Consider the following 18,807-nt stretch of genomic DNA (forward strand, 5'->3'; position numbering starts at 1 on the left):
CGTGCCGGCGTTACGCCTTGTTCGAGTCGGAACGCGTCGTTTCCTTCGCGTTGACGTCGACCGACCCCGAACGCGGCAGTTGCTGCGCGTCCGCCGGTGTCTCGCCTTCCTTCATGCCGTCCTTGAAACCCTTCACGGCGCTGCCGAGGTCGTTGCCGATGTTGCGCAGCTTCTTCGTACCGAAAACCAGCGCGACGATCAGCAGCACGATCAACCAGTGCCAAATGCTCAATCCACCCATGATGAAACCTCTCCTCAACCACGCCGCGTCGCGGCGCAAATCGCCGGCGGCACGCCGGCTTCGACTATCGATGCGGGGAAACGCCCCGCCACGTCAACCCATCCGCAACCACGGGCGCGGGCCGGCCAGGATATGCGCGTGCAGGTGGTAGACCTCCTGCCCGCCGCCGGGGCCCGTGTTGATCACCGTGCGAAAACCGGTTTCGCCTCCCGTGTACGCAACGCCGAGCTGGTCGGCCAGACGGGCGACCAGCAGCATCAGCCGGCCGAGCATCGGCGCATCGGCCTCGCTCGCCGCCGACAGCGTCGGCAGGTGCCGGCGCGGAATCACGAGCACGTGTGTCTCGGCCGCCGGGCGGATGTCGCGGAACGCGACGAATTCGTCGTCCTCGTGCACCTTCGTGCTCGGGATCTCGCCCGCCGCGATCTTGCAGAACAGGCAATTCGGATCGTGACTCATGTTGCTCCTGCGAAACGCCCGCGCGCCGGTCAGAACCAGGCCTGCGGATCGAGCGTCTTGTTGTCGTTCAGGTACAGCCAACCTTTGATGATACGGTACAGCGTCCAAATCCATGTGACAAACATGACGACGAATCCCACCACCACGAACATCAGCGCGAAGCCGATCACGTAGGCGATCAGCGCGCGCCAGAACGTGCGGATCTGCCACTCGAAATGGTCGGCGTACGGCGTGCCGGCCACGTCGTCGCGCTTCACGTAGTTGATGATGATCGCGATGATCCCGGTGACGCCGCCCGTCAGCCAATGAATCGCATAGAGGCCGTACAGCACGTGCGTCAGCGTGCGCAGACCTTTCAGTCGCTCGGCGTCCGCTGCGCCCGGCACCGACGGTGTCGGAAACTGGCTCGGCGTATCGGTCATGATGCTACCCCCGTAAGATGACAATTCTTACAGCTTACCGCACTGTCGTCGGCACGGCAGGCCGCGTGTCGTCACCCGCCGTTTTCCTCGCGCTCGCGGCGCTTGCGCAGCGCCTTTTCCTCGATTCCCGACAGCCCTTCGCGGCGTTCGAGTTCGGCGATCACGTCGGCCGGGCTCAGGTCGAAATGCGACAGCATCACGAGACAGTGAAACCACAGGTCGGCCACCTCGCCGACCAGCGCCGTCGGCGCGCCGCCCTGGCGCACGTCCTTCGCGGCCAGCACGACTTCGGTCGCCTCTTCGCCGATCTTCTTCAGCACCGCGTCGTCGCCCTTGTGGAACAGGCGCGATACGTACGATTGTTCGGGGTCGCCGCCCTTGCGGCTATCGATCACGGCCGCGAGGCGCAGCAGCGTGTCTTCGGTCGATTGCGTCATTTGTAGATGTGTTCGGGGTCTTTCAGCACCGGATCGACAGCGACCCAGTCGCCGCTGTCCACGGTGCCTTCGAATTTCTGGAAGAAGCATGAATGCCGGCCGGTGTGGCATGCGATGCCCGACACCTGCTCGACCTTCAGCAGCACGACGTCCTCGTCGCAGTCGAGCCGCACCTCATGCACGTGCTGCACGTGGCCCGACTCCTCGCCCTTGAACCACAGGCGCTTGCGCGAACGCGAATAGTAGACCGCGCGCTGCGTCTCGATCGTCTTCGCCAGCGCCTCGCGGTTCATCCACGCGAACATCAGCACGTCGTTCGTCGACGCTTCCTGCGCGATCACCGGCACGAGGCCGTTGTCGTCCCAGCGGACCTTGTCGAGCCACGCGGGCAGGGATGTCGTTTCCGTATTCATCACAGCCTCACCGGAATGCCCTGGTCGGCCATGAAGCGCTTCGCCTCTCCGACCGTGTGCTCGCCGTAGTGGAAGATGCTCGCGGCCAGCACCGCGTCGGCGCGGCCGTCCTTGATGCCGTCCGCGAGGTCCTGCAGCGAACCCACGCCGCCCGACGCGATCACCGGCACCGGCACCGCGTCCGACACGCCGCGCGTGAGCGCGAGGTCGAAGCCCGACTTCGTGCCGTCGCGGTCCATGCTGGTGAGCAGGATTTCGCCCGCGCCGAGCTCGGCCATCTTGCGCGCCCATTCGATCGCGTCGATGCCCGTGCCCTTGCGGCCGCCGTGCGTGAAGACTTCCCAGCGCGGCGCCTCGCCGTCGGCCGACACGCGCTTCGCGTCGATCGCGACGACGATGCACTGCGAGCCGTACTTGTCGGCCGCGTCGCGCACGAGCTGCGGGTTCGCGACCGCCGACGAATTCATGCTGACCTTGTCCGCGCCGGCGTTCAACAGGCGCCGAACGTCCTCGACGGCGCGCACGCCGCCGCCCACGGTCAGCGGAATGAAGACCTGCGACGCGACGGCCTCGATGATCGGCAGGATCAGGTCGCGCTGGTCGGAGGTCGCGGTGATGTCGAGGAACGTCAGTTCGTCGGCGCCCTGGTCGTCGTAGCGGCGGGCGATTTCGACGGGGTCGCCGGCATCGCGCAGTTCGACGAAGTTGACGCCCTTGACGACACGCCCGGCAGTCACGTCCAGGCAGGGGATGATGCGTTTAGCTAGAGCCATGATGTTGCGCCAAATGCCGCGATGGGACGGCCGGTTACGGACGCCTCGCGCGAGGCGTCCGGTCGGGGCCGCCTGCTGGCGGCCCCGGCGAACGGAACGACCGCGCTCAGGCGTCGTCGAGTTCGCCGTTCAGTTCGTCCGCGCGCTTTTGCGCGGCCGCGAAATCGAGATCGCCGGAGTAGATCGCACGTCCGCAGATCACGCCTTCGACGCCGTGCTCCTCCACTTCACAGAGGTTCTCGATGTCGGTGAGGTTCGACAGGCCGCCGCTTGCGATCACCGGAATGCCGACCGCCTGGGCGAGCTTCACGGTCGCTTCGATGTTGATGCCCTGCAGCATCCCGTCGCGGCCGATGTCCGTGTAGACGATCGATTCGACGCCGTAGTCCTCGAACTTGCGCGCGAGATCGATCACCTCGTGGCCCGTCAGCTTGCTCCAGCCGTCGGTCGCGACCTTGCCGTCCTTCGCGTCCAGCCCGACGATGATGTTGCCCGCGAACGCGGTGCACGCGTCCTGCAGGAAGCCCGGGTCCTTCACGGCCGCGGTGCCGATGATCACGTAGGACAGGCCGGCGTCGAGATACTTCTCGATCGTCTCGAGGCTGCGGATGCCGCCGCCGAGCTGCACGGGGATTTCGTCGCCGACTTCGTCGAGGATCGCTTCGATCGCTTCGAGATTCTTCGGCTTGCCGGCGAACGCGCCGTTCAGGTCGACCAGATGCAGCCGCCGGGCGCCGAGATCGACCCACTTGCGGGCCATCGCCGCCGGGTCCTCGGAGAAAATCGTGGCCTGGTCCATATCGCCCTGTTTGAGGCGCACACACTGACCGTCTTTGAGATCGATGGCCGGAATCAGCAACATAGCAATCGGGTGTCGTCGTGGAAAATGAAAAGAATCCGGCACGTACCGGCCAAACCGGTGCCGCGCCGTCTCGCTAGTTTAGTACAACTCTTTCGGCGCATAGGGCCTGTTCCCGCCAATAGCGGGCTTGCGAACGGGCCTTTCCCGCCCGCCGAATGTGGCACGCACACGACGTTCACGGTTTCCAGTGTACGAAGTTGCGATACAGACGCAACCCGACCTCCGCGCTTTTCTCGGGGTGGAATTGGGTCGCGAAGAGGTTGTCCCGCGCGACCGCGGACGTAAACGGCGCGCCGTATGCCGTTTCGCCGACCGTGTGCGCCGGGTTGTCCGGGCGCACGTAATAGCTGTGCACGAAGTAGAAATACGCGTCGTCGGGCACGCCGTCCCACAGCGGGTGCGGCTGCGACTGGTGCACGCGGTTCCAGCCCATCTGCGGCACCTTGAAGCGCGAGCCATCGTCCTGCAGCCGGCCGTCGAGCTCGAAGCGCACGACCTTGCCGGGCAACAGGCCCAGACCCTTCGTGTCGCCTTCCGCGCTCCAGTCGAACAGCATCTGCTCGCCGACACACACGCCCAGCAGCGGCTTCGTGCGCGACGCCTCGATCACCGCTTCCTGCAGCCCCGATTCGCCGAGGCAGCGCATGCAGTCGGGCATCGCTCCCTGGCCGGGCAGCACGACGCGGTCGGCCGCACGAATCGCGGCCGGCGTATCGACGATCGCCACGTCGGCGGCCGGTTCGGCCTTCTTGAGCGCCTGCGCGACCGAGCGCAGGTTGCCCATCCCATAATCCACAATCGCAATCGAAGTTTTCATCTCAGTGCAGGCAGTAGCGCCCTCAGTCCATTGACGATGAATTCCACCGCCAGCGCCGACAGCATCAAACCCATCAGCCGCGTGGCGATGTTGATGCCTGTGCGGCCGATCCAGTTCGCGATCGGCTCGGCAAGCCGCATCGCGAAGAAACACAGCAGAGCCAGGACCGCGCCGATCGCGACGAGCCCGGCTCGCTCATACCAGTGATGCGAGTTCGCCGCATAGATGATCACCGTGCTGATCGAGCCGGGGCCCGTGAGCAGCGGAATCGCCAGCGGCACGACCGCGATGTTGTCCTTCAGCTCGGCCTCGTGGCGCTCCTCCGGCGTCGATCGCGTGTTGCCGATCTGCGCGTTCAGCATGTTGATCGCCATCAGCAACATGATGATGCCGCCGCCCACTTCAAGGGAGCCGACCGAAATGCCGAAGAAGTCGATGATCTGCTGCCCGAGCAGCGTCGTCACCGTCATCACGCAGAACACCGACACCGACGCGATCCGGATCGTGCGGCGCCGCTCGATGTCCGACTGCTGCGCCGTCAGGCTCAGGAAGAACGGCACCGCGCCGATCGGGTTGATCAGCGCCAGCAGCGAAATGAACGATTTGAGCAGATCCATCGCAAGCCGGCGCGCCGCGCCGAAGCCGTGAGGTTGTCGTTGACGTCCTGTCCGTTCGGAAGTTAGAGGCTGCCCTTCGTCGACGGAATCTGCCCCGCCGCGCGCTCATCGAGCTCCACCGCCGCACGCAGCGCCCGGCCGAAGGCCTTGAACACCGTTTCGAGCTGGTGATGCGCGTTGATGCCGCGCAGGTTGTCGATGTGCAGCGTGACGCCCGCGTGGTTCACGAACCCGCGGAAGAATTCGATGGAGAGGTCGACGTCGAACGTACCGATCCGCGCACGCGTGAACGGCACGTGGAATTCAAGACCGGGCCGGCCCGAGAAGTCGATCACGACGCGCGACAGCGCTTCGTCGAGCGGCACGTACGAATGGCCGTAGCGGCGGATGCCCTTCTTGTCGCCGATCGCCTTCGCGACGGCCTGACCGAGCGTGATACCGACATCCTCGACCGTGTGGTGGTCGTCGATATGCGTATCGCCATGCGCTTCGACCTCGAGATCGATCAGACCATGTCGCGCGATCTGGTCGAGCATATGGTCGAGAAACGGCACGCCGGTGGCCAGCTTTTGCCGGCCCGTTCCGTCGAGATCGAGCTTCACACGGATCTGCGTTTCGCTGGTATTGCGAACGACTTCCGCCACACGCATGGCAATTCCTTGAATGAGTCTGATGTAAATGGGGATTGATCGTCGCGCGCCGCCGCGCCCTGGGGTCAACCGGGCAGTGCGAGTTTCAAAGCAGCCAGCAGGCGCGCGTTTTCGTCGGGAGAACCGACGGTCAGCCGCACGCATTCGGACAGCAACGGATGCATTTTACTCACGTTTTTGACCAGCACCCGCTCCGTGAGCAGCGCATCGAACACGGCGGCCGCGTCCGGCACGCGCACCAGCAGGAAATTGCCGGCGCTCGGGAACACCGTCGTGCCCGGCAGCGCGGCCACGGCCTGCGCGAGGCGCGTGCGTTCCGCACGCAGTTCGGCCGCCTGCGCGTCGAGCACGTCGAGGTGGTCGAGCAGGAAATCGGCGGTCGCCTGGGTCAGCACGTTGATGTTGTACGGCGGGCGCACCTTGTCGAACTCGGTCAGCCACGCCGGCAACCCGGCGAGATAGCCGAGGCGGATCCCCGCGAGGCCGAGCTTCGACACCGTGCGCATCACGACGACGTTGTCGAACTCGGCGGCACGCGGCAGCCACGAGCGCTCCGCGAACGGCTGGTACGCCTCGTCGATCACGATCAGGCTGTGCGGCGCGGCCGCGATGATCCGCTCGACGTCGGCCTCGTCGTACAGCGTGCCGGTCGGGTTGTTCGGGTAAGCGAGGTAGACGAGCGCGGGCCGGTGCTCGGCGATCGCTGCGATCATCGCGTCGGCGTCGAGCGTCAGGTCGGCCTTGAGCGGCACGCCGACGAATTCGAGCTGCGCGAACTTCGCCGACAACTCGTACATCACGAAGCCCGGCACCGGTGCGAGCACCTTCGCGCCCGGTTTCGCACACGCCACCGACATCATGCTGATGATTTCGTCCGAGCCGTTGCCGAGCAGCACGTCGCATGCGGCCGGCACGCCCATCGCGCGGCGCAGCTTGTCGAGCAGCGCGCCCGGGCGCGGCGCCGGGTAGCGGTTCAGCGCGACCTGCGCGAGGCGTTCGCCGAGCGCCGCCGCGAGCGGTGCCGGTAGCGAATACGGGTTCTCCATCGCGTCGAGCTTCACGAAGCCGCTCGCGTCGGGCACCGGGTAGCTCGTCATCGCGAGCACGTCGCGGCGGATGATGTCTTGTGGCGTCGTCATGGTCTCAAGCCGGCGTGCGTCGCGCCGGCGTCAAATGGTCGGCAAGGCGGCGGCTGCCGCCCTGCGCCGGGCCTCCTCGTCGACCGGAACCGCTGCGTCGGCAGCGGCTCCGGCGCGCGTCACCCCTTCATCCGGAGCTCGGCGCTGCGCGCGTGCGCCTGCAGCCCCTCGCCGTATGCGAGCTCCGAGGCGATCTCGCCCAGCGTCTGCGCACCTTCGGCGCTGACTTCGATCAGGCTCGAACGCTTGATGAAGTCGTACACGCCGAGCGGCGACGAGAAGCGCGCGGTGCGCGACGTCGGCAGCACGTGGTTCGGGCCCGCACAGTAGTCGCCGAGGCTTTCGCTCGTGTAGCGGCCGAGGAAGATCGCGCCGGCGTGGCGGATTTGCTGGCCCCACTGCTGCGGCTCCAGCGCGGAAATCTCGAGGTGCTCAGGCGCGATATCGTTCGCGATCCGGCACGCTTCGGCCATGTCGCGCACCTTGATCAGCGCGCCGCGGCCTTCCAGCGACGCGCGGATCACGTCCTGGCGCGGCATCGTCGGCAGCAGCTCGTCGATCGCCTTCTCGACGCGCTCGAGGAATGCGGCGTCCGGGCACAGCAGGATCGACTGCGCGAGCTCGTCGTGTTCGGCCTGCGAGAACAGGTCCATCGCGACCCAGCTCGGATCGGTCGTGCCGTCGCACAGCACGAGGATTTCCGACGGGCCGGCGATCATGTCGATGCCGACCGTGCCGAACACGCGGCGTTTCGCCGACGCGACGTATGCATTGCCCGGCCCGCAGATCTTGTCGACCGGCGGCACCGTGGCCGTGCCGTACGCGAGCGCGCCGACCGCCTGCGCGCCGCCGATCGTGAACACGCGATCGACGCCGCCGAGCAGCGCCGCGGCGAGCACGAGGTCGTTCTTCACGCCGTCCGGGGTCGGCACGACCATCACGATCTCGCCGACGCCCGCGACGCGCGCGGGAATCGCGTTCATCAGCACCGACGACGGATACGCGGCCTTGCCGCCCGGCACGTACAGGCCGACGCGGTCGAGCGGCGTGATCTTCTGGCCGAGCACCGTGCCGTCGCTTTCCGTGTACTGCCAGCTATGGGTGCCGCACTCGATCTTCTGTTTCTCGTGGTACGCACGCACGCGCGCGGCAGCGGCTTCCAGCGCAGCGCGCGCCTTCGGCGCGAGGCCGTCGAGCGCCGTCTGCAGCGCGTCCTGCGGCAGTTCGAGCGCGGCGACGCTGCTCGCGTCCAGCCGGTCGAAGCGGTTCGTGTACTCGAGCACCGCGGCGTCGCCGCGCGACTTCACGTCGGCGAGAATCTTCGCGACCGACTGCTCGATCGCTTCGTCCTCGCTCGCCTCGAACGCGAGCACCGCACGCAGCGCGGCGTCGAAGCCGTCGCTCGTCGAATCGAGTTTGCGGATGGTGATGGCCATGGGAATTCCGTTACGGTGATGCGCTCAATTGCCATTCTGCGACGCGCGTTCGAACGCGTCGAGAATCGGCTTGAGCGCCGCGCGCTTCAACTTCAGCGCAGCCTGGTTCACGACGAGGCGCGACGAGATCGCCATGATCTCCTCGACCTCGACCAGATTGTTCGCCTTCAGCGTGCCGCCCGAGCTGACGAGGTCGACGATCGCGTCGGCCAGCCCGACCAGCGGCGCCAGCTCCATCGAGCCGTACAGCTTGATCAGGTCGACGTGCACGCCTTTCGCGGCGAAGTGTTCGCGTGCCGTTTCGACGTACTTGGTCGCGACCCGCAGGCGCGCGCCCTGGCGCACCGCGTTCGCATAGTCGAAACCGGCCGGCACGGCCACCGACATCCGGCAGCGCGCAATGTTCAGGTCGATCGGCTGGTACAGGCCCGAGCCGCCGTGCTCGACCAGCACGTCCTTGCCGGCCACGCCGAAATCGGCCGCGCCGTATTCGACGTAGGTCGGCACGTCGCTCGCGCGCACGATGATCACGCGCAGGTTCGGATCGGTCGTCGGCAGGATCAGCTTGCGCGACGTTTCCGGATCCTCGGCCACCTGCACGCCGGCGGCCGCCAGCAGCGGCAGGGTTTCCTCGAAAATCCGGCCCTTCGACAGGGCGAGGGTCAGCGGCGCGGTCATGCTTGGCTCCCGGAGAGGCGGCGCACGTTCGCGCCGACGGCGGTCAGTTTGGTTTCCATGCGGTCGTAGCCGCGGTCCAGGTGATAGATGCGGTCGACGAGCGTTTCGCCTTCGGCGCGCAGCCCGGCGATCACGAGGCTCGCCGACGCGCGCAGGTCGGTCGCCATCACGTTCGCGCCGGACAGCTTGTCGACACCGGTCACGAGCGCCGTGTTGCCGTCGATCGTGATGTTCGCGCCGAGCCGGTTCAGCTCCTGCACGTGCATGAAACGGTTCTCGAAAATGGTCTCGACGACCTGCGCGGTGCCCGTCGCGACCGAATTGAGGGCCATGAACTGCGCCTGCATGTCGGTCGGAAACGCCGGGTATTCCGACGTGCGGATCGTTACCGCCGACGGGCGGCGGTCCATCTTCACGCGCAGCCAGCTGTCGCCTTCCTCGATCGACACGCCGGCCTCGCGCAGCTTGTCGATCACCGCGTCGAGGATGTGCGGACGCACGCCCGTCAGCATCACGTCGCCGCCCGCCGCCGCGACCGCGCACAGGAACGTGCCGGCCTCGATGCGGTCGGGAATCACCGAATGGCGAGCGCCATGCAGCCGCTCGACGCCCTGGATCACGAGGCGGTCGGTGCCGATGCCGTCGATTTTCGCGCCCATCGCGACCAGCAAGTGCGCGAGATCGCTCACTTCCGGCTCGCGTGCCGCGTTCTCGATCACCGTCTCGCCATCGGCCAGCGTCGCGGCCATCAGCAGGTTTTCCGTGCCCGTGACCGTGATCATGTCGGTCACGATGCGCGCGCCCTTCAGGCGCTTCGCGCGCGCTTCGATGAAGCCGTGCTCGATGCTGATCTCGGCGCCCATCGCCTGCAGGCCCTTGATGTGCTGGTCGACCGGCCGCGCGCCGATCGCGCAGCCGCCCGGCAGCGACACCTTCGCCTCGCCGAAGCGCGCAAGCAGCGGCCCGAGCACGAGGATCGACGCGCGCATCGTCTTGACGAGCTCGTACGGCGCGACGAGGTTGTCGACGCGCGACGCGTCGAGTTGCACGCGGCAGCCGTCCGTTTCGCTCTTCACGCCCATCTGGCTCAGCACCTTCAGCGTGGTGCGCACGTCCTTCAGGTTCGGCACGTTGTCGAGTTCGACCGGCTCGGCGCTGAGCAGCCCCGCGCACAGGATCGGCAGCGCGGCGTTCTTCGCGCCCGACACGACGATCTCGCCCGACAACCGGCGACCGCCTTCGATCACCAGCTTGTCCATCCCATGTCCCTGCGATTCCCCGTTGGCGGCCGGGTGTGCCGTGGCGACGCTCTGGACGGCGTCGCGCTCGTTGACGGTGACTTGCACTCAGTGTTTCCGGTTATGCGTTCTGCCATTCGGCGGGCGTCAGCGTCTTCATGCTGAGCGCGTGAATTTCCTGCTTCATGCGATCGCCGAGCGCCGCATAGACGAGCTGGTGCCGCTGGATCGGCCGCTTGCCTTCGAAGGCCGCCGACACGATCGTCGCGAAGAAATGCTGGCCGTCGCCTTCGACTTCCAGATGAGTGCAGGCGAGACCGCCGGCGATGTATTGCTTGACCTGTTCGGGAGTCGGCAACATGAGGGGCTCCTGTCGGCGCGCGCCGCCCGTGGCGGCCGCCGCCGTCGATATCAATGACGCAGTTTGTAGCCGGTCGCGAGCAGCCGCATCGCGAACATCGCGAGCAGCACGAAGAAACCGGTGACGATCGCGAGGCTCGCGAGCGGGTTGATGTCGGACGCGCCGAAGAACCCGTAACGGAAGCCGTCGATCATGTAGAAAAACGGGTTGAGACGCGAGATCTCGCGCCACACGGGCGGCAGCGAGTGCGTCGAATAGAACACGCCGGACAGGAACGTCAGCGGCATGATCAGGAAGTTCTGGAACGCGGCGAGCTGGTCGAACTTCTCGGCCCAGATCCCGGCGATCAGCCCGAGCGTGCCGAGGATCGCCGAGCCGAGCAGCGCGAACGCGATGATGAACAACGGCGCCGCGAAATGCATCGGGATAAACCAGATCGTCACGACGAACACGCCCGCGCCGACCGCGAGCCCGCGCACGACGGACGCGAGGACATACGCACCGAAGATGTCCCTGTAGGACAACGGCGGCAGCAGCACGAACACGAGGTTGCCGGTGATCTTCGACTGGATCAGCGACGACGAGCTGTTCGCGAACGCGTTCTGCAGCACGCTCATCATCACGAGGCCCGGCACGAGAAAACTCACGTACTCGACGCCCGGATACACCTCGACGCGGCCCGACAGCGCATGGCCGAAGATCGTCAGGTACAGCAGCGCCGTCACGATCGGCGCGCACACCGTCTGGAACGACACTTTCCAGAAGCGCAGGAGTTCCTTGTAGAACAGTGTTTGAAAACCGCTTCCCGGCACTCGCCCGGTAGCACCCGGCTCGGGAGCCTGCAGGGAACGGGAGGGCTTCGCCCCCCCGAGCGAGCGAAGTTCGCGTGGGGATTGTTGATTCATGCCAGACCCTCGATGACCTCGGCCCCGTTCATCACCTGGACGAACACATCTTCGAGGTCGGCCTTGCGGACCTCGATCTCGTCGAACGTGCAGCCGGCCGCGCGACACTGCGCGAGGATGCGCTCGACATCGTCGTAGCTCGTGAGGCGCAGCAGATGCTCGCCCGGCGCGCGCGCGGCCGGATCGGTCTCCAGCCCGCGCAGCTCGGCGGGCAGCGCGCCGTTCGCGAGCCGCAGATACAGCTGCAGCCCCGCGAAGCGGCGCAGCAGCGCGTCGGTGCGGTCGAGCGCGACGACTTCACCGCGACGCAGCATCGCGATGCGGTCGCACAGCGACTCGGCTTCCTCGAGGTAATGGGTGGTCAGGACGATCGTGTGGCCCTCGCGGTTCAGCCGCGAGATGAACTGCCACAGCGTCTGGCGCAGTTCGACGTCGACGCCGGCCGTCGGCTCGTCGAGCACGATCACGGGCGGCCGGTGCACGAGCGCCTGCGCGACGAGCACGCGGCGCTTCATCCCGCCCGACAGCGCGCGCATGTTCGCGTCGGCCTTCTCGGTGAGGTCGAGATTGGCCATCACTTCGTCGATCCAGTCGTCGTTGCGGCGCAGCCCGAAATAGCCGGACTGGATCCGCAGCGTCTCGCGGACGGTGAAGAACGGGTCGAACACGAGTTCCTGCGGCACGACGCCGAGCGCGCGGCGCGCATCGCGGAAGTCCTTGACGACGTCGTGGCCGCGCACCGAGATACTGCCTTCATCGGCCCGGGCAAGCCCGGCGAGGATACTGATGAGCGTGGTCTTGCCTGCGCCGTTCGGGCCGAGCAGACCGAAAAACTCGCCTTCCTCGACCGACAGGCTGACGCCCTTGAGCGCCTGAAGCGATTTGTAGCGCTTCTTGACGTGACGGATTTCTATGGCTGACATGACTGTGCGCGGCGCAAGGGCCGCGACGCCTATTCTGTGCTTGCTGCGAAAGAAAATGGGGGCCGGACGCCGATTGGCTGCCCCGCAAAACGCTTGATTATAGGGCAAACCGGCTGGCGGGGCCGGCGCAGGAGGCGCGCGGCCTGAAGCGTGCGCGCGCCGGCTGGCGCGGCAGGCTTCGGTCGGACAGGGTCAATGTCGCCCGGTGCCGTCGATGAGCGCGTCGACGCCGTAGGCGCGCGCGAGGCTGGCGAGCTTCTGCGGGAGATTGAGGATATCGAGGGTCGCGCCGCGCGCTTTGGCGGCACGTTGCCATGCGAGCAGCACGGCGAGCGCGGACGAGTCGAACTGCGTCAGCGCGGCGCAATCGACGGCGGTCGCGCCGGCGCCGATGCGCGCAAGACCGTCCGCGAGCGCGGACTTCGCGCTCGCGACGGTCAGCGAAGAGCCTGCTTCGAAGCCGCTCACGACGCCTGCTTGCCGGCGGCAAGTTGCTGGTTGCGCTGCGTCAGGAACTGGATCAGGCCGTCCACGCCGCTTTGCTGGATCTTCTCGTTGAACTGCTGCTGGTACGTCTGGATCAGCCACGCGCCGAGCACGTTCAGGTCATACACCTTCCAGCCATTCGCCGACTTGTACAGGCGATAGTCGATCTGGACCGGCTGGCCGTTGTTCATCGCGACCGTCTTCACGACCACGTCGGTGTCGGCCGGATCGGCGCGGAACGGCGGGTACTGGATCTGCTGGTCCGGCTTCAGCTGCGCGAGCGCGCCCGAATACGTGCGGATCAGCAGCAGCTTGAACTGCTCCTGAACCTGTTGCTGCTGCTCGGCCGATGCCGCGCGCCAGTTGCGACCCATCGCGAGCTGCGTGGTGCGGCGGAAATCGGTGTACGGCAGGATGTCCTTGTTGACGATCGTAATGATGCGGTTGGTGTCGCCCTGCTTGATCGTCTGCTGCTTGACCTCGTCGAGGACCTGCTGCGTCGCCGTCTTGATCAGCGCTTGCGGGTTCGACTGGTCGACTTGCGCGTGAGCTGCGCTGCCGAACGAGAACAGCGCCGCGAAAACGGGGATCAGGAACAGTTTTTTCATCATAGTGACCTGCATGAAGAGTCGATGCGTAGGTTGGAGCCGGTAGCTTACGCGCAAGTTCGCGTGCGCCACCGACTGAATCGTTTCCGGCTGTAACGAATGTAAATGGGTCAGTGCAGCTTGATGCTAGGGAAACGAATCCCGCCCGGTGCGGGCGGCGTCATCTGCATTGCCGGCACGTTCGTCGCGCTGGCCGGGTTCGGTGCTTCGGCACTGCCCGACGCCGGTGCGGCAACGGCCGCGCCCGATGCGCCGGCCGGTGCCGATGCGCCGGCCGGTGCCGCCGCGCCGCCGACTGCCGCCGCACCCGCCGTTCCCGCCGCGCCGGCTGCCGCCGGTGCCGCGCCGTCGTCCGGCAGGTCGTACTTCGGCAGCGCATCGGTGCTCGACGCCGTCGAGGCCTGACCGCGCGCGTTGTCGATCAGCATCTGGCGGCGCTGCAGGTACGCATTGCGCACGAACGAATACTTGTCGAGCGCCGCGGCATCCAGCACGTCGCCCGCGCCGAGCAGGTTCGCACGCGTGTTGACGAGGTTCACGCCGAACAGGCCCCAGCTCAGGCCGTCCGGCTTCACGTAGGTGAGCGGATTGCCCACGTAGTCGACGCCGAGGCCTGCCGTGTCGCGCAGCGTGCTCGGGCCGAGCAGCGGCAGCACGAGATACGGGCCCGACGGCATGCCGTAGCGGCCCATCGTGATCCCGAAGTCGGCCGTGTGCTTCGGCAGTTTCGCGATCGTCGCGACGTCGAACAGGCCGCCGACACCGAATACCGTGTTGATCACGACGCGCATGATGTCGCCGACGCCGTCCGCGATTCGCAGCTGCACGATGTTGTTCGCGGCGATGTAGACGTCACCGATGTTCGAGAAGAAGTTCGTCACGCTGTCGCGCACCGGCTGCGGCACCACGTACTGGTAGCCCTTCGCCACCGGTTTCAGCGCGTACGTGTCAACCGTGTCGTTGAACTTGTACATCGACCGGTTGAAGCCTTCGAGCGGATCGCCCTTGGTCGGCGTCTGCACGGTCGCGCAACCGCTCAACGCGGCGACTGCCGCCACCGCGAGCGCGGCGTGCCTGATGCGGATCGTCTGCATGGTCATTACCCTCTTGTCTTTCTCTCGTGTGGTTATTGGGCGGTCGAACCGGACACCGCGGAGGCGGGCACCGCGACCGGCGCGGGTGCGGCCGGCGTGGCCGAGGCCCCCGATGCCGGCTTCGCGCCACCCGCGTCGGCTGCCTTGCTGTACAGGAACTGGCCGATCAGGTTCTCGAGCACGATCGCCGACTGCGTCATCGTGATCGTATCGCCCGCCTTCAGCATTTCGGTGTCGCCGCCCGGATCGAGGCCGATGTACTGCTCGCCGAGCAGGCCCGACGTCAGGATCTTCGCCGACGAATCCTTCGGGAACGGATACTGGCCGTCGATATCGATCGTCACCACCGCCTGGTAGGTGTTGGTGTCGAAGCCGATCGACTTCACGCGGCCGACCACGACGCCCGAGCTCTTCACCGCGGCGCGCGGCTTCAGCCCGCCGATATTGTCGAATTTCATCCTCACCGAGTAGGTCGGCTGAAACGACAGCGAGCTCATGTTGCCGACCTTGAGCGCCAGGAACAGCACAGCAAGGAAGCCCACCACCACGAACAGGCCGACCCAGAAGTCGAGAGCAGTCTTTTTCATCGTCATCCCAAAATTTGGCTTGGCTGAGGCTTAGCTGAACATCAGCGCGGTCAGCAGGAAATCGAGGCCGAGTACGGCGAGCGACGCGAACACGACCGTCTTGGTCGTCGCGCGAGACACGCCCTCGGGCGTGGGCTTCGCTTCATACCCTTGAAACAGTGCAATGAAGGTCACGGCGAACCCGAACACGATGCTCTTGATCACGCCATTGCCGACGTCGGCCCACACCTCGACCCCGCCCTGCATCTGCGACCAGAACGCGCCCGGATCGACGCCGATCAGCACGACCCCGACGAAATAACCGCCGAGCACGCCGACCGCGTTGAAGATCGCGGTGAGCAGCGGCATCGCGATGATGCCGGCCCACAGACGCGGCGCGATCACCGTCTTGATCGGATCGACGGCCATCATCTCGAGCGCGGTGAGCTGCTCGCCAGCCTTCATCAGTCCGATCTCGGCCGTGAGCGACGTGCCCGCGCGGCCCGCGAACAGCAGCGCGGTCACGACCGGGCCGAGCTCGCGCACCAGCGACAGCGCGACCAGCAGGCCGAGCGCCTGCTCGGACCCGTAGCGATTCAGCGTGTAATAGCCCTGCAGGCCGAGCACGAAGCCGACGAACAAGCCCGACACGGCAATGATCACGAACGAATAGTTGCCGAGGAAGTGGATCTGCTTCGTGACCAGCCGCGGCCGGCGCAGCAACGGGAAGAATTCCAGCACGAGGCGCACGAACAGCCGCGTGCCGTAGCCCGCGCGCTCGAGGCCGCCGATGACGTAACGTCCGATCGCGCTGATCATGCGCGCCCTCCGCCGAGCCCGAAATCCGCAGCCAGCGGCGGGCTCGTGTAATGAAATTTGAACGGGCCGTCCGGCGCGCCGTCGATGAACTGTCGCACGCTCGGGTCGGTCGACGCGCGCAGCTCGTCGGGCGTACCCTGCGCGAGCACGCCGCCATTGGCCAGAAAATACACGTAGTCGGCGATCGCGAACGATTCCGGCACGTCGTGCGTGACGAGGATCGACGTCGCGCCGAGCGCCTCGTTCAGCGTGCGGATCAGGTTCGCCGTGATGCCGAGCGAGATCGGATCGAGGCCCGCGAACGGTTCGTCGTACATGATGAGCTGCGGGTCGAGCGCGATCGCGCGCGCGAGCGCGATGCGGCGCGCCATCCCGCCGGACACCTCCGACGGCATCAGGTCGCGCGCGCCGCGCAGGCCGACCGCGTTGAGCTTCATCAGCACCAGGTCGCGGATCAGGTCTTCGGGCAGGTCGGTGTGTTCACGCAGCGCGAACGCGACGTTCTCGAACACCGACATGTCGGTAAACAGCGCGCCGAACTGGAACAGCATGCCCATCTTGCGGCGCAGCGCGTACAGGCCGTCGCGCGTCTGCGCGCCGACGTCGGCGCCGTCGAACAGCACCTGGCCACGGCTTGCGCGCACCAAGCCGCCGATCAGGCGCAGCACGGTCGTCTTGCCGCAACCCGACCCGCCCATGACGGCGACGACCTGGCCGCGCCCGAAGCGCATGTTCAGGTTCGACAGGACGAGGCGGTCGCCGTAGCCAAAGTCGACGTCGCGAAGTTCCAGCAGTGTCTCGGTAGGAGTGGGGCTCACGGAGCTGACAGTCCTTTTACGCAGAACGCCGAATTATAGGGCCTGCATTGGAATGATGTCGTGACGCCGTTCCAGGCCCTGCGGTCAATGATTGTCAAATTGTCGGGCAAAACATTGCTGCAACGCAACAATCGCCGCCCGATAATCGCCTGCGCCCGTGACCGCGCTGACCACCGCGACGCTGCCGACGCCCGTCGCCAGCACGTCGGGCAACGTGTCGAGCCCCACGCCGCCGATCGCGACGAGCGGCGCCCGCGCGCCCGCGAAGCGCGCGTAGCGGGCAATCCGCGCGAGGCCTTGCGGCGGCGCCGCGACCGCCTTGGTCGCGGTCGCGTACACGGGGCCGAGCGCCAGATAGCTCGGGCGCTCGTGCAACGCGCGCAACATCTCGTAATAACCGTGACTCGACAGGCCGAGCCGCAGGCCGGCGCGTGCGATCGCGGCGAGATCGGCCGTTTCCAGGTCCTCCTGACCCAGATGTACGCCGTACGCCCCCTCTTCTATCGCGATCTGCCAGTGATCGTTGATGAACACGCGCGCATCGGGATAGCGGCGCCCCACCGCAACCGCGCGTGCAACTTCCCGGCGCAACCCGTCCGGATCCGCTCCTTTCACGCGCAGCTGCACGGTTCGCGCGCCGCACTCGAGCACGCGTTCGACCCATTCGGCGTCGGGGACGACCGGATAGAGGCCCAGTTGCGCGGGGCACGGCGGGAATGCGGGCTCGGGTGCCGGGGCCAGGCCGGCGACGCGCGGAAACCGCGCGGCATCGACCGGCCACGCATCGCCCCCGCGCGCTTCGTCGCCGTCGCGCCACGCGAGCGCGAGCACCAGCGCGTCGATCGGCGCGAAGCCGCAATCGAGGAACGCCGCGAGCGCCGCGATCCAGTCGTCGGCGAGCGGATGCGCGGCTTCCAGCGCGTAGCGTACGCCCGCGGCGTGCAGCACCGCGCCGTGTTCGTCGAACTCGATCGCGACCGCGTCCGGCGACGCGGGGCGCGACGCAGCCGACGCGCGCGCCTGCGCGGCACGATCGCCGGCCGACACGATCAGCACGTCGCCGTCGGCCGGCACGTCGGGTGCCGCGACGCACAGCCGCCACGGCGTCGTGCCGGTCGGCCAGTCGCCCAGGCGGGCGCGAATCCGCTCGGCCGCTTCGGCCAGCTCGTCGGCCGGCGGCCAGAATGCATCGGCGAAGCGCACGCTCATGCGCTGCCCCCGTCCTGGTGCCAGAACGGCATCCCGACGACCGGCGTGCTCGCGTGCGCGGTCTCGCGCGCATCCATCGGCCCGGCGAGATAGGCCGCACGGCCGGCCTCGACGCCTTGCGCGAACGCACGCGCCATGATTTCCGGATGCGTGGCCTGCGACACGGCCGTGTTCAGCAGCACGCCGTCGAAGCCCCACTCCATCACCTGGCATGCGTGCGACGGCACGCCGAGCCCGGCGTCGACGATCAGCGGCACGTCCGGCAGCCGCTCGCGCAGCACGCGCAGCCCGTACGGATTCACGACGCCCTTGCCGGTGCCGATCGGCGCGCCCCACGGCATCAGCGCCTCGCAGCCGACGTCGAGCAGACGCCGGCCGATCACGAGATCCTCGGTGCAGTACGGCAGCACCTTGAAGCCGTCCTTGACCAGCTGCGCGGCCGCCTCGATCAGCCCGACCGGGTCGGGCTGCAGCGTGTAGTCGTCGCCGATCAGCTCGAGCTTGATCCAGTCGGTATCGAAGACCTCGCGCGCCATATGCGCGGTCGTCACCGCTTCGGCGACGGTCTGGCAGCCGGCCGTGTTCGGCAGCAGCGGCACCGCGTGACGCTTGAGCAGATCGAAGAAGCCGGCCTCGGCCGTGCCGCCGGTCATCTGGCGGCGTAGCGCGACCGTCACCATCCCGGGGCGCGACGCGGCGATCGAATCGGACAGCGACTGCAGCGACGGGTAGCGCGACGTGCCGAGCAGCACGCGGCTTGCGAAGGTTTCGCCGTACAGCGTCAGCGCGTCGGCGGAAGTGAGGGACGTCATGTCGTTTTCCTGGAAGAGCGGGGG

General features: G+C 67.0%; 25 protein-coding genes. All 25 read right to left on the reverse strand.

Annotation, left to right across the window (positions count from 1 at the left end; all coding sequences use genetic code 11):
- Positions 1 to 10: 10 nt before the first annotated feature.
- On the reverse strand, positions 11 to 241 hold the full coding sequence (tatA, locus tag ACV22W_RS24190) for a Sec-independent protein translocase subunit TatA (RefSeq protein WP_034183658.1): 231 nt from the start codon (positions 239 to 241) through the stop codon (positions 11 to 13).
- 93 nt (positions 242 to 334) lie between these two features.
- On the reverse strand, positions 335 to 700 hold the full coding sequence (locus ACV22W_RS24195; protein ID WP_059820892.1) for a histidine triad nucleotide-binding protein: 366 nt from the start codon (positions 698 to 700) through the stop codon (positions 335 to 337).
- Between the two features lie 29 nt (positions 701 to 729).
- Positions 730 to 1,122 (reverse strand): DUF4870 family protein, encoded by a 393-nt coding sequence (locus tag ACV22W_RS24200; protein WP_059449807.1) that lies wholly within the window; start codon positions 1,120 to 1,122, stop codon positions 730 to 732.
- A 71-nt stretch (positions 1,123 to 1,193) separates the two neighbouring features.
- Positions 1,194 to 1,559 (reverse strand): phosphoribosyl-ATP diphosphatase, encoded by a 366-nt coding sequence (locus ACV22W_RS24205; protein WP_044845953.1) that lies wholly within the window; start codon positions 1,557 to 1,559, stop codon positions 1,194 to 1,196.
- Entirely contained in the window at positions 1,556 to 1,972 is a 417-nt protein-coding gene (gene hisI, locus ACV22W_RS24210; protein WP_448022216.1) for a phosphoribosyl-AMP cyclohydrolase, read from the reverse strand. Before hisI ends, ACV22W_RS24205 begins: the two co-directional genes overlap by 4 nt.
- On the reverse strand, positions 1,972 to 2,745 hold the full coding sequence (hisF, locus tag ACV22W_RS24215; RefSeq protein WP_059535646.1) for an imidazole glycerol phosphate synthase subunit HisF: 774 nt from the start codon (positions 2,743 to 2,745) through the stop codon (positions 1,972 to 1,974). Before hisF ends, hisI begins: the two co-directional genes overlap by 1 nt.
- Before the next feature lie 106 nt (positions 2,746 to 2,851).
- Positions 2,852 to 3,607, reverse strand: coding sequence for a 1-(5-phosphoribosyl)-5-[(5-phosphoribosylamino)methylideneamino]imidazole-4-carboxamide isomerase (hisA, locus tag ACV22W_RS24220; protein WP_059535644.1), 756 nt, complete (start codon positions 3,605 to 3,607; stop codon positions 2,852 to 2,854).
- Positions 3,608 to 3,782: 175 nt separating this feature from the next.
- Positions 3,783 to 4,424: an imidazole glycerol phosphate synthase subunit HisH gene (gene hisH, locus ACV22W_RS24225; RefSeq protein WP_059535642.1), complete on the reverse strand. Its 642-nt coding sequence runs from the start codon at positions 4,422 to 4,424 to the stop codon at positions 3,783 to 3,785.
- A complete protein-coding gene (locus tag ACV22W_RS24230) occupies positions 4,421 to 5,041 on the reverse strand; it encodes a MarC family protein (protein WP_059535640.1) in 621 nt (206 codons plus the stop codon). The genes hisH and ACV22W_RS24230 overlap by 4 nt, the downstream gene beginning before the upstream one ends.
- Positions 5,042 to 5,103: 62 nt before the next feature.
- Complete coding sequence (gene hisB / locus ACV22W_RS24235; protein ID WP_006751804.1) at positions 5,104 to 5,691, reverse strand: imidazoleglycerol-phosphate dehydratase HisB; 588 nt, start codon at positions 5,689 to 5,691, stop codon at positions 5,104 to 5,106.
- Positions 5,692 to 5,756: 65 nt separating this feature from the next.
- Positions 5,757 to 6,830: a histidinol-phosphate transaminase gene (gene hisC, locus ACV22W_RS24240; RefSeq protein WP_059535638.1), complete on the reverse strand. Its 1,074-nt coding sequence runs from the start codon at positions 6,828 to 6,830 to the stop codon at positions 5,757 to 5,759.
- 119 nt (positions 6,831 to 6,949) lie between these two features.
- Entirely contained in the window at positions 6,950 to 8,266 is a 1,317-nt protein-coding gene (gene hisD, locus ACV22W_RS24245; RefSeq protein WP_059692366.1) for a histidinol dehydrogenase, read from the reverse strand.
- Positions 8,267 to 8,290: 24 nt separating this feature from the next.
- Positions 8,291 to 8,944 carry an ATP phosphoribosyltransferase gene (hisG, locus tag ACV22W_RS24250; protein WP_006751807.1) on the reverse strand — a complete coding sequence of 218 codons (654 nt, stop codon included), beginning with the start codon at positions 8,942 to 8,944 and terminating at the stop codon, positions 8,291 to 8,293.
- Positions 8,941 to 10,290 (reverse strand): UDP-N-acetylglucosamine 1-carboxyvinyltransferase, encoded by a 1,350-nt coding sequence (murA, locus tag ACV22W_RS24255; protein ID WP_059702572.1) that lies wholly within the window; start codon positions 10,288 to 10,290, stop codon positions 8,941 to 8,943. Before murA ends, hisG begins: the two co-directional genes overlap by 4 nt.
- Positions 10,291 to 10,303: 13 nt before the next feature.
- Positions 10,304 to 10,543: a BolA family protein gene (locus tag ACV22W_RS24260; RefSeq protein WP_006477131.1), complete on the reverse strand. Its 240-nt coding sequence runs from the start codon at positions 10,541 to 10,543 to the stop codon at positions 10,304 to 10,306.
- 50 nt (positions 10,544 to 10,593) lie between these two features.
- The gene (locus ACV22W_RS24265; RefSeq protein WP_448022217.1) at positions 10,594 to 11,448 is read right to left on the reverse strand and encodes an ABC transporter permease; all 855 of its coding nucleotides are present in this window, start codon (positions 11,446 to 11,448) and stop codon (positions 10,594 to 10,596) included.
- Positions 11,445 to 12,371, reverse strand: a complete 927-nt coding sequence (locus ACV22W_RS24270; RefSeq protein WP_448022218.1) for an ABC transporter ATP-binding protein — start codon at positions 12,369 to 12,371, stop codon at positions 11,445 to 11,447. The genes ACV22W_RS24265 and ACV22W_RS24270 overlap by 4 nt, the downstream gene beginning before the upstream one ends.
- Before the next feature lie 192 nt (positions 12,372 to 12,563).
- Positions 12,564 to 12,839 carry an STAS domain-containing protein gene (locus ACV22W_RS24275; RefSeq protein ID WP_059467858.1) on the reverse strand — a complete coding sequence of 92 codons (276 nt, stop codon included), beginning with the start codon at positions 12,837 to 12,839 and terminating at the stop codon, positions 12,564 to 12,566.
- Complete coding sequence (locus tag ACV22W_RS24280; protein WP_448022219.1) at positions 12,836 to 13,465, reverse strand: MlaC/ttg2D family ABC transporter substrate-binding protein; 630 nt, start codon at positions 13,463 to 13,465, stop codon at positions 12,836 to 12,838. Before ACV22W_RS24280 ends, ACV22W_RS24275 begins: the two co-directional genes overlap by 4 nt.
- Positions 13,466 to 13,575: 110 nt before the next feature.
- A complete protein-coding gene (locus ACV22W_RS24285; protein WP_448022252.1) occupies positions 13,576 to 14,559 on the reverse strand; it encodes an MlaA family lipoprotein in 984 nt (327 codons plus the stop codon).
- A gap of 32 nt (positions 14,560 to 14,591) precedes the next feature.
- Positions 14,592 to 15,152: an outer membrane lipid asymmetry maintenance protein MlaD gene (mlaD, locus tag ACV22W_RS24290; RefSeq protein ID WP_448022220.1), complete on the reverse strand. Its 561-nt coding sequence runs from the start codon at positions 15,150 to 15,152 to the stop codon at positions 14,592 to 14,594.
- Between the two features lie 24 nt (positions 15,153 to 15,176).
- The gene (mlaE, locus tag ACV22W_RS24295) at positions 15,177 to 15,944 is read right to left on the reverse strand and encodes a lipid asymmetry maintenance ABC transporter permease subunit MlaE (protein WP_448022221.1); all 768 of its coding nucleotides are present in this window, start codon (positions 15,942 to 15,944) and stop codon (positions 15,177 to 15,179) included.
- Positions 15,941 to 16,762: an ABC transporter ATP-binding protein gene (locus tag ACV22W_RS24300; protein ID WP_448022222.1), complete on the reverse strand. Its 822-nt coding sequence runs from the start codon at positions 16,760 to 16,762 to the stop codon at positions 15,941 to 15,943. Before ACV22W_RS24300 ends, mlaE begins: the two co-directional genes overlap by 4 nt.
- Positions 16,763 to 16,846: 84 nt before the next feature.
- Positions 16,847 to 17,971 carry a thiamine phosphate synthase gene (gene thiE, locus ACV22W_RS24305; RefSeq protein WP_448022223.1) on the reverse strand — a complete coding sequence of 375 codons (1,125 nt, stop codon included), beginning with the start codon at positions 17,969 to 17,971 and terminating at the stop codon, positions 16,847 to 16,849.
- Positions 17,968 to 18,783: a thiazole synthase gene (locus tag ACV22W_RS24310; protein ID WP_448022224.1), complete on the reverse strand. Its 816-nt coding sequence runs from the start codon at positions 18,781 to 18,783 to the stop codon at positions 17,968 to 17,970. The genes thiE and ACV22W_RS24310 overlap by 4 nt, the downstream gene beginning before the upstream one ends.
- Positions 18,784 to 18,807: the final 24 nt, after the last annotated feature.

Source organism: Burkholderia sp. AW49-1, assembly GCF_053427845.1.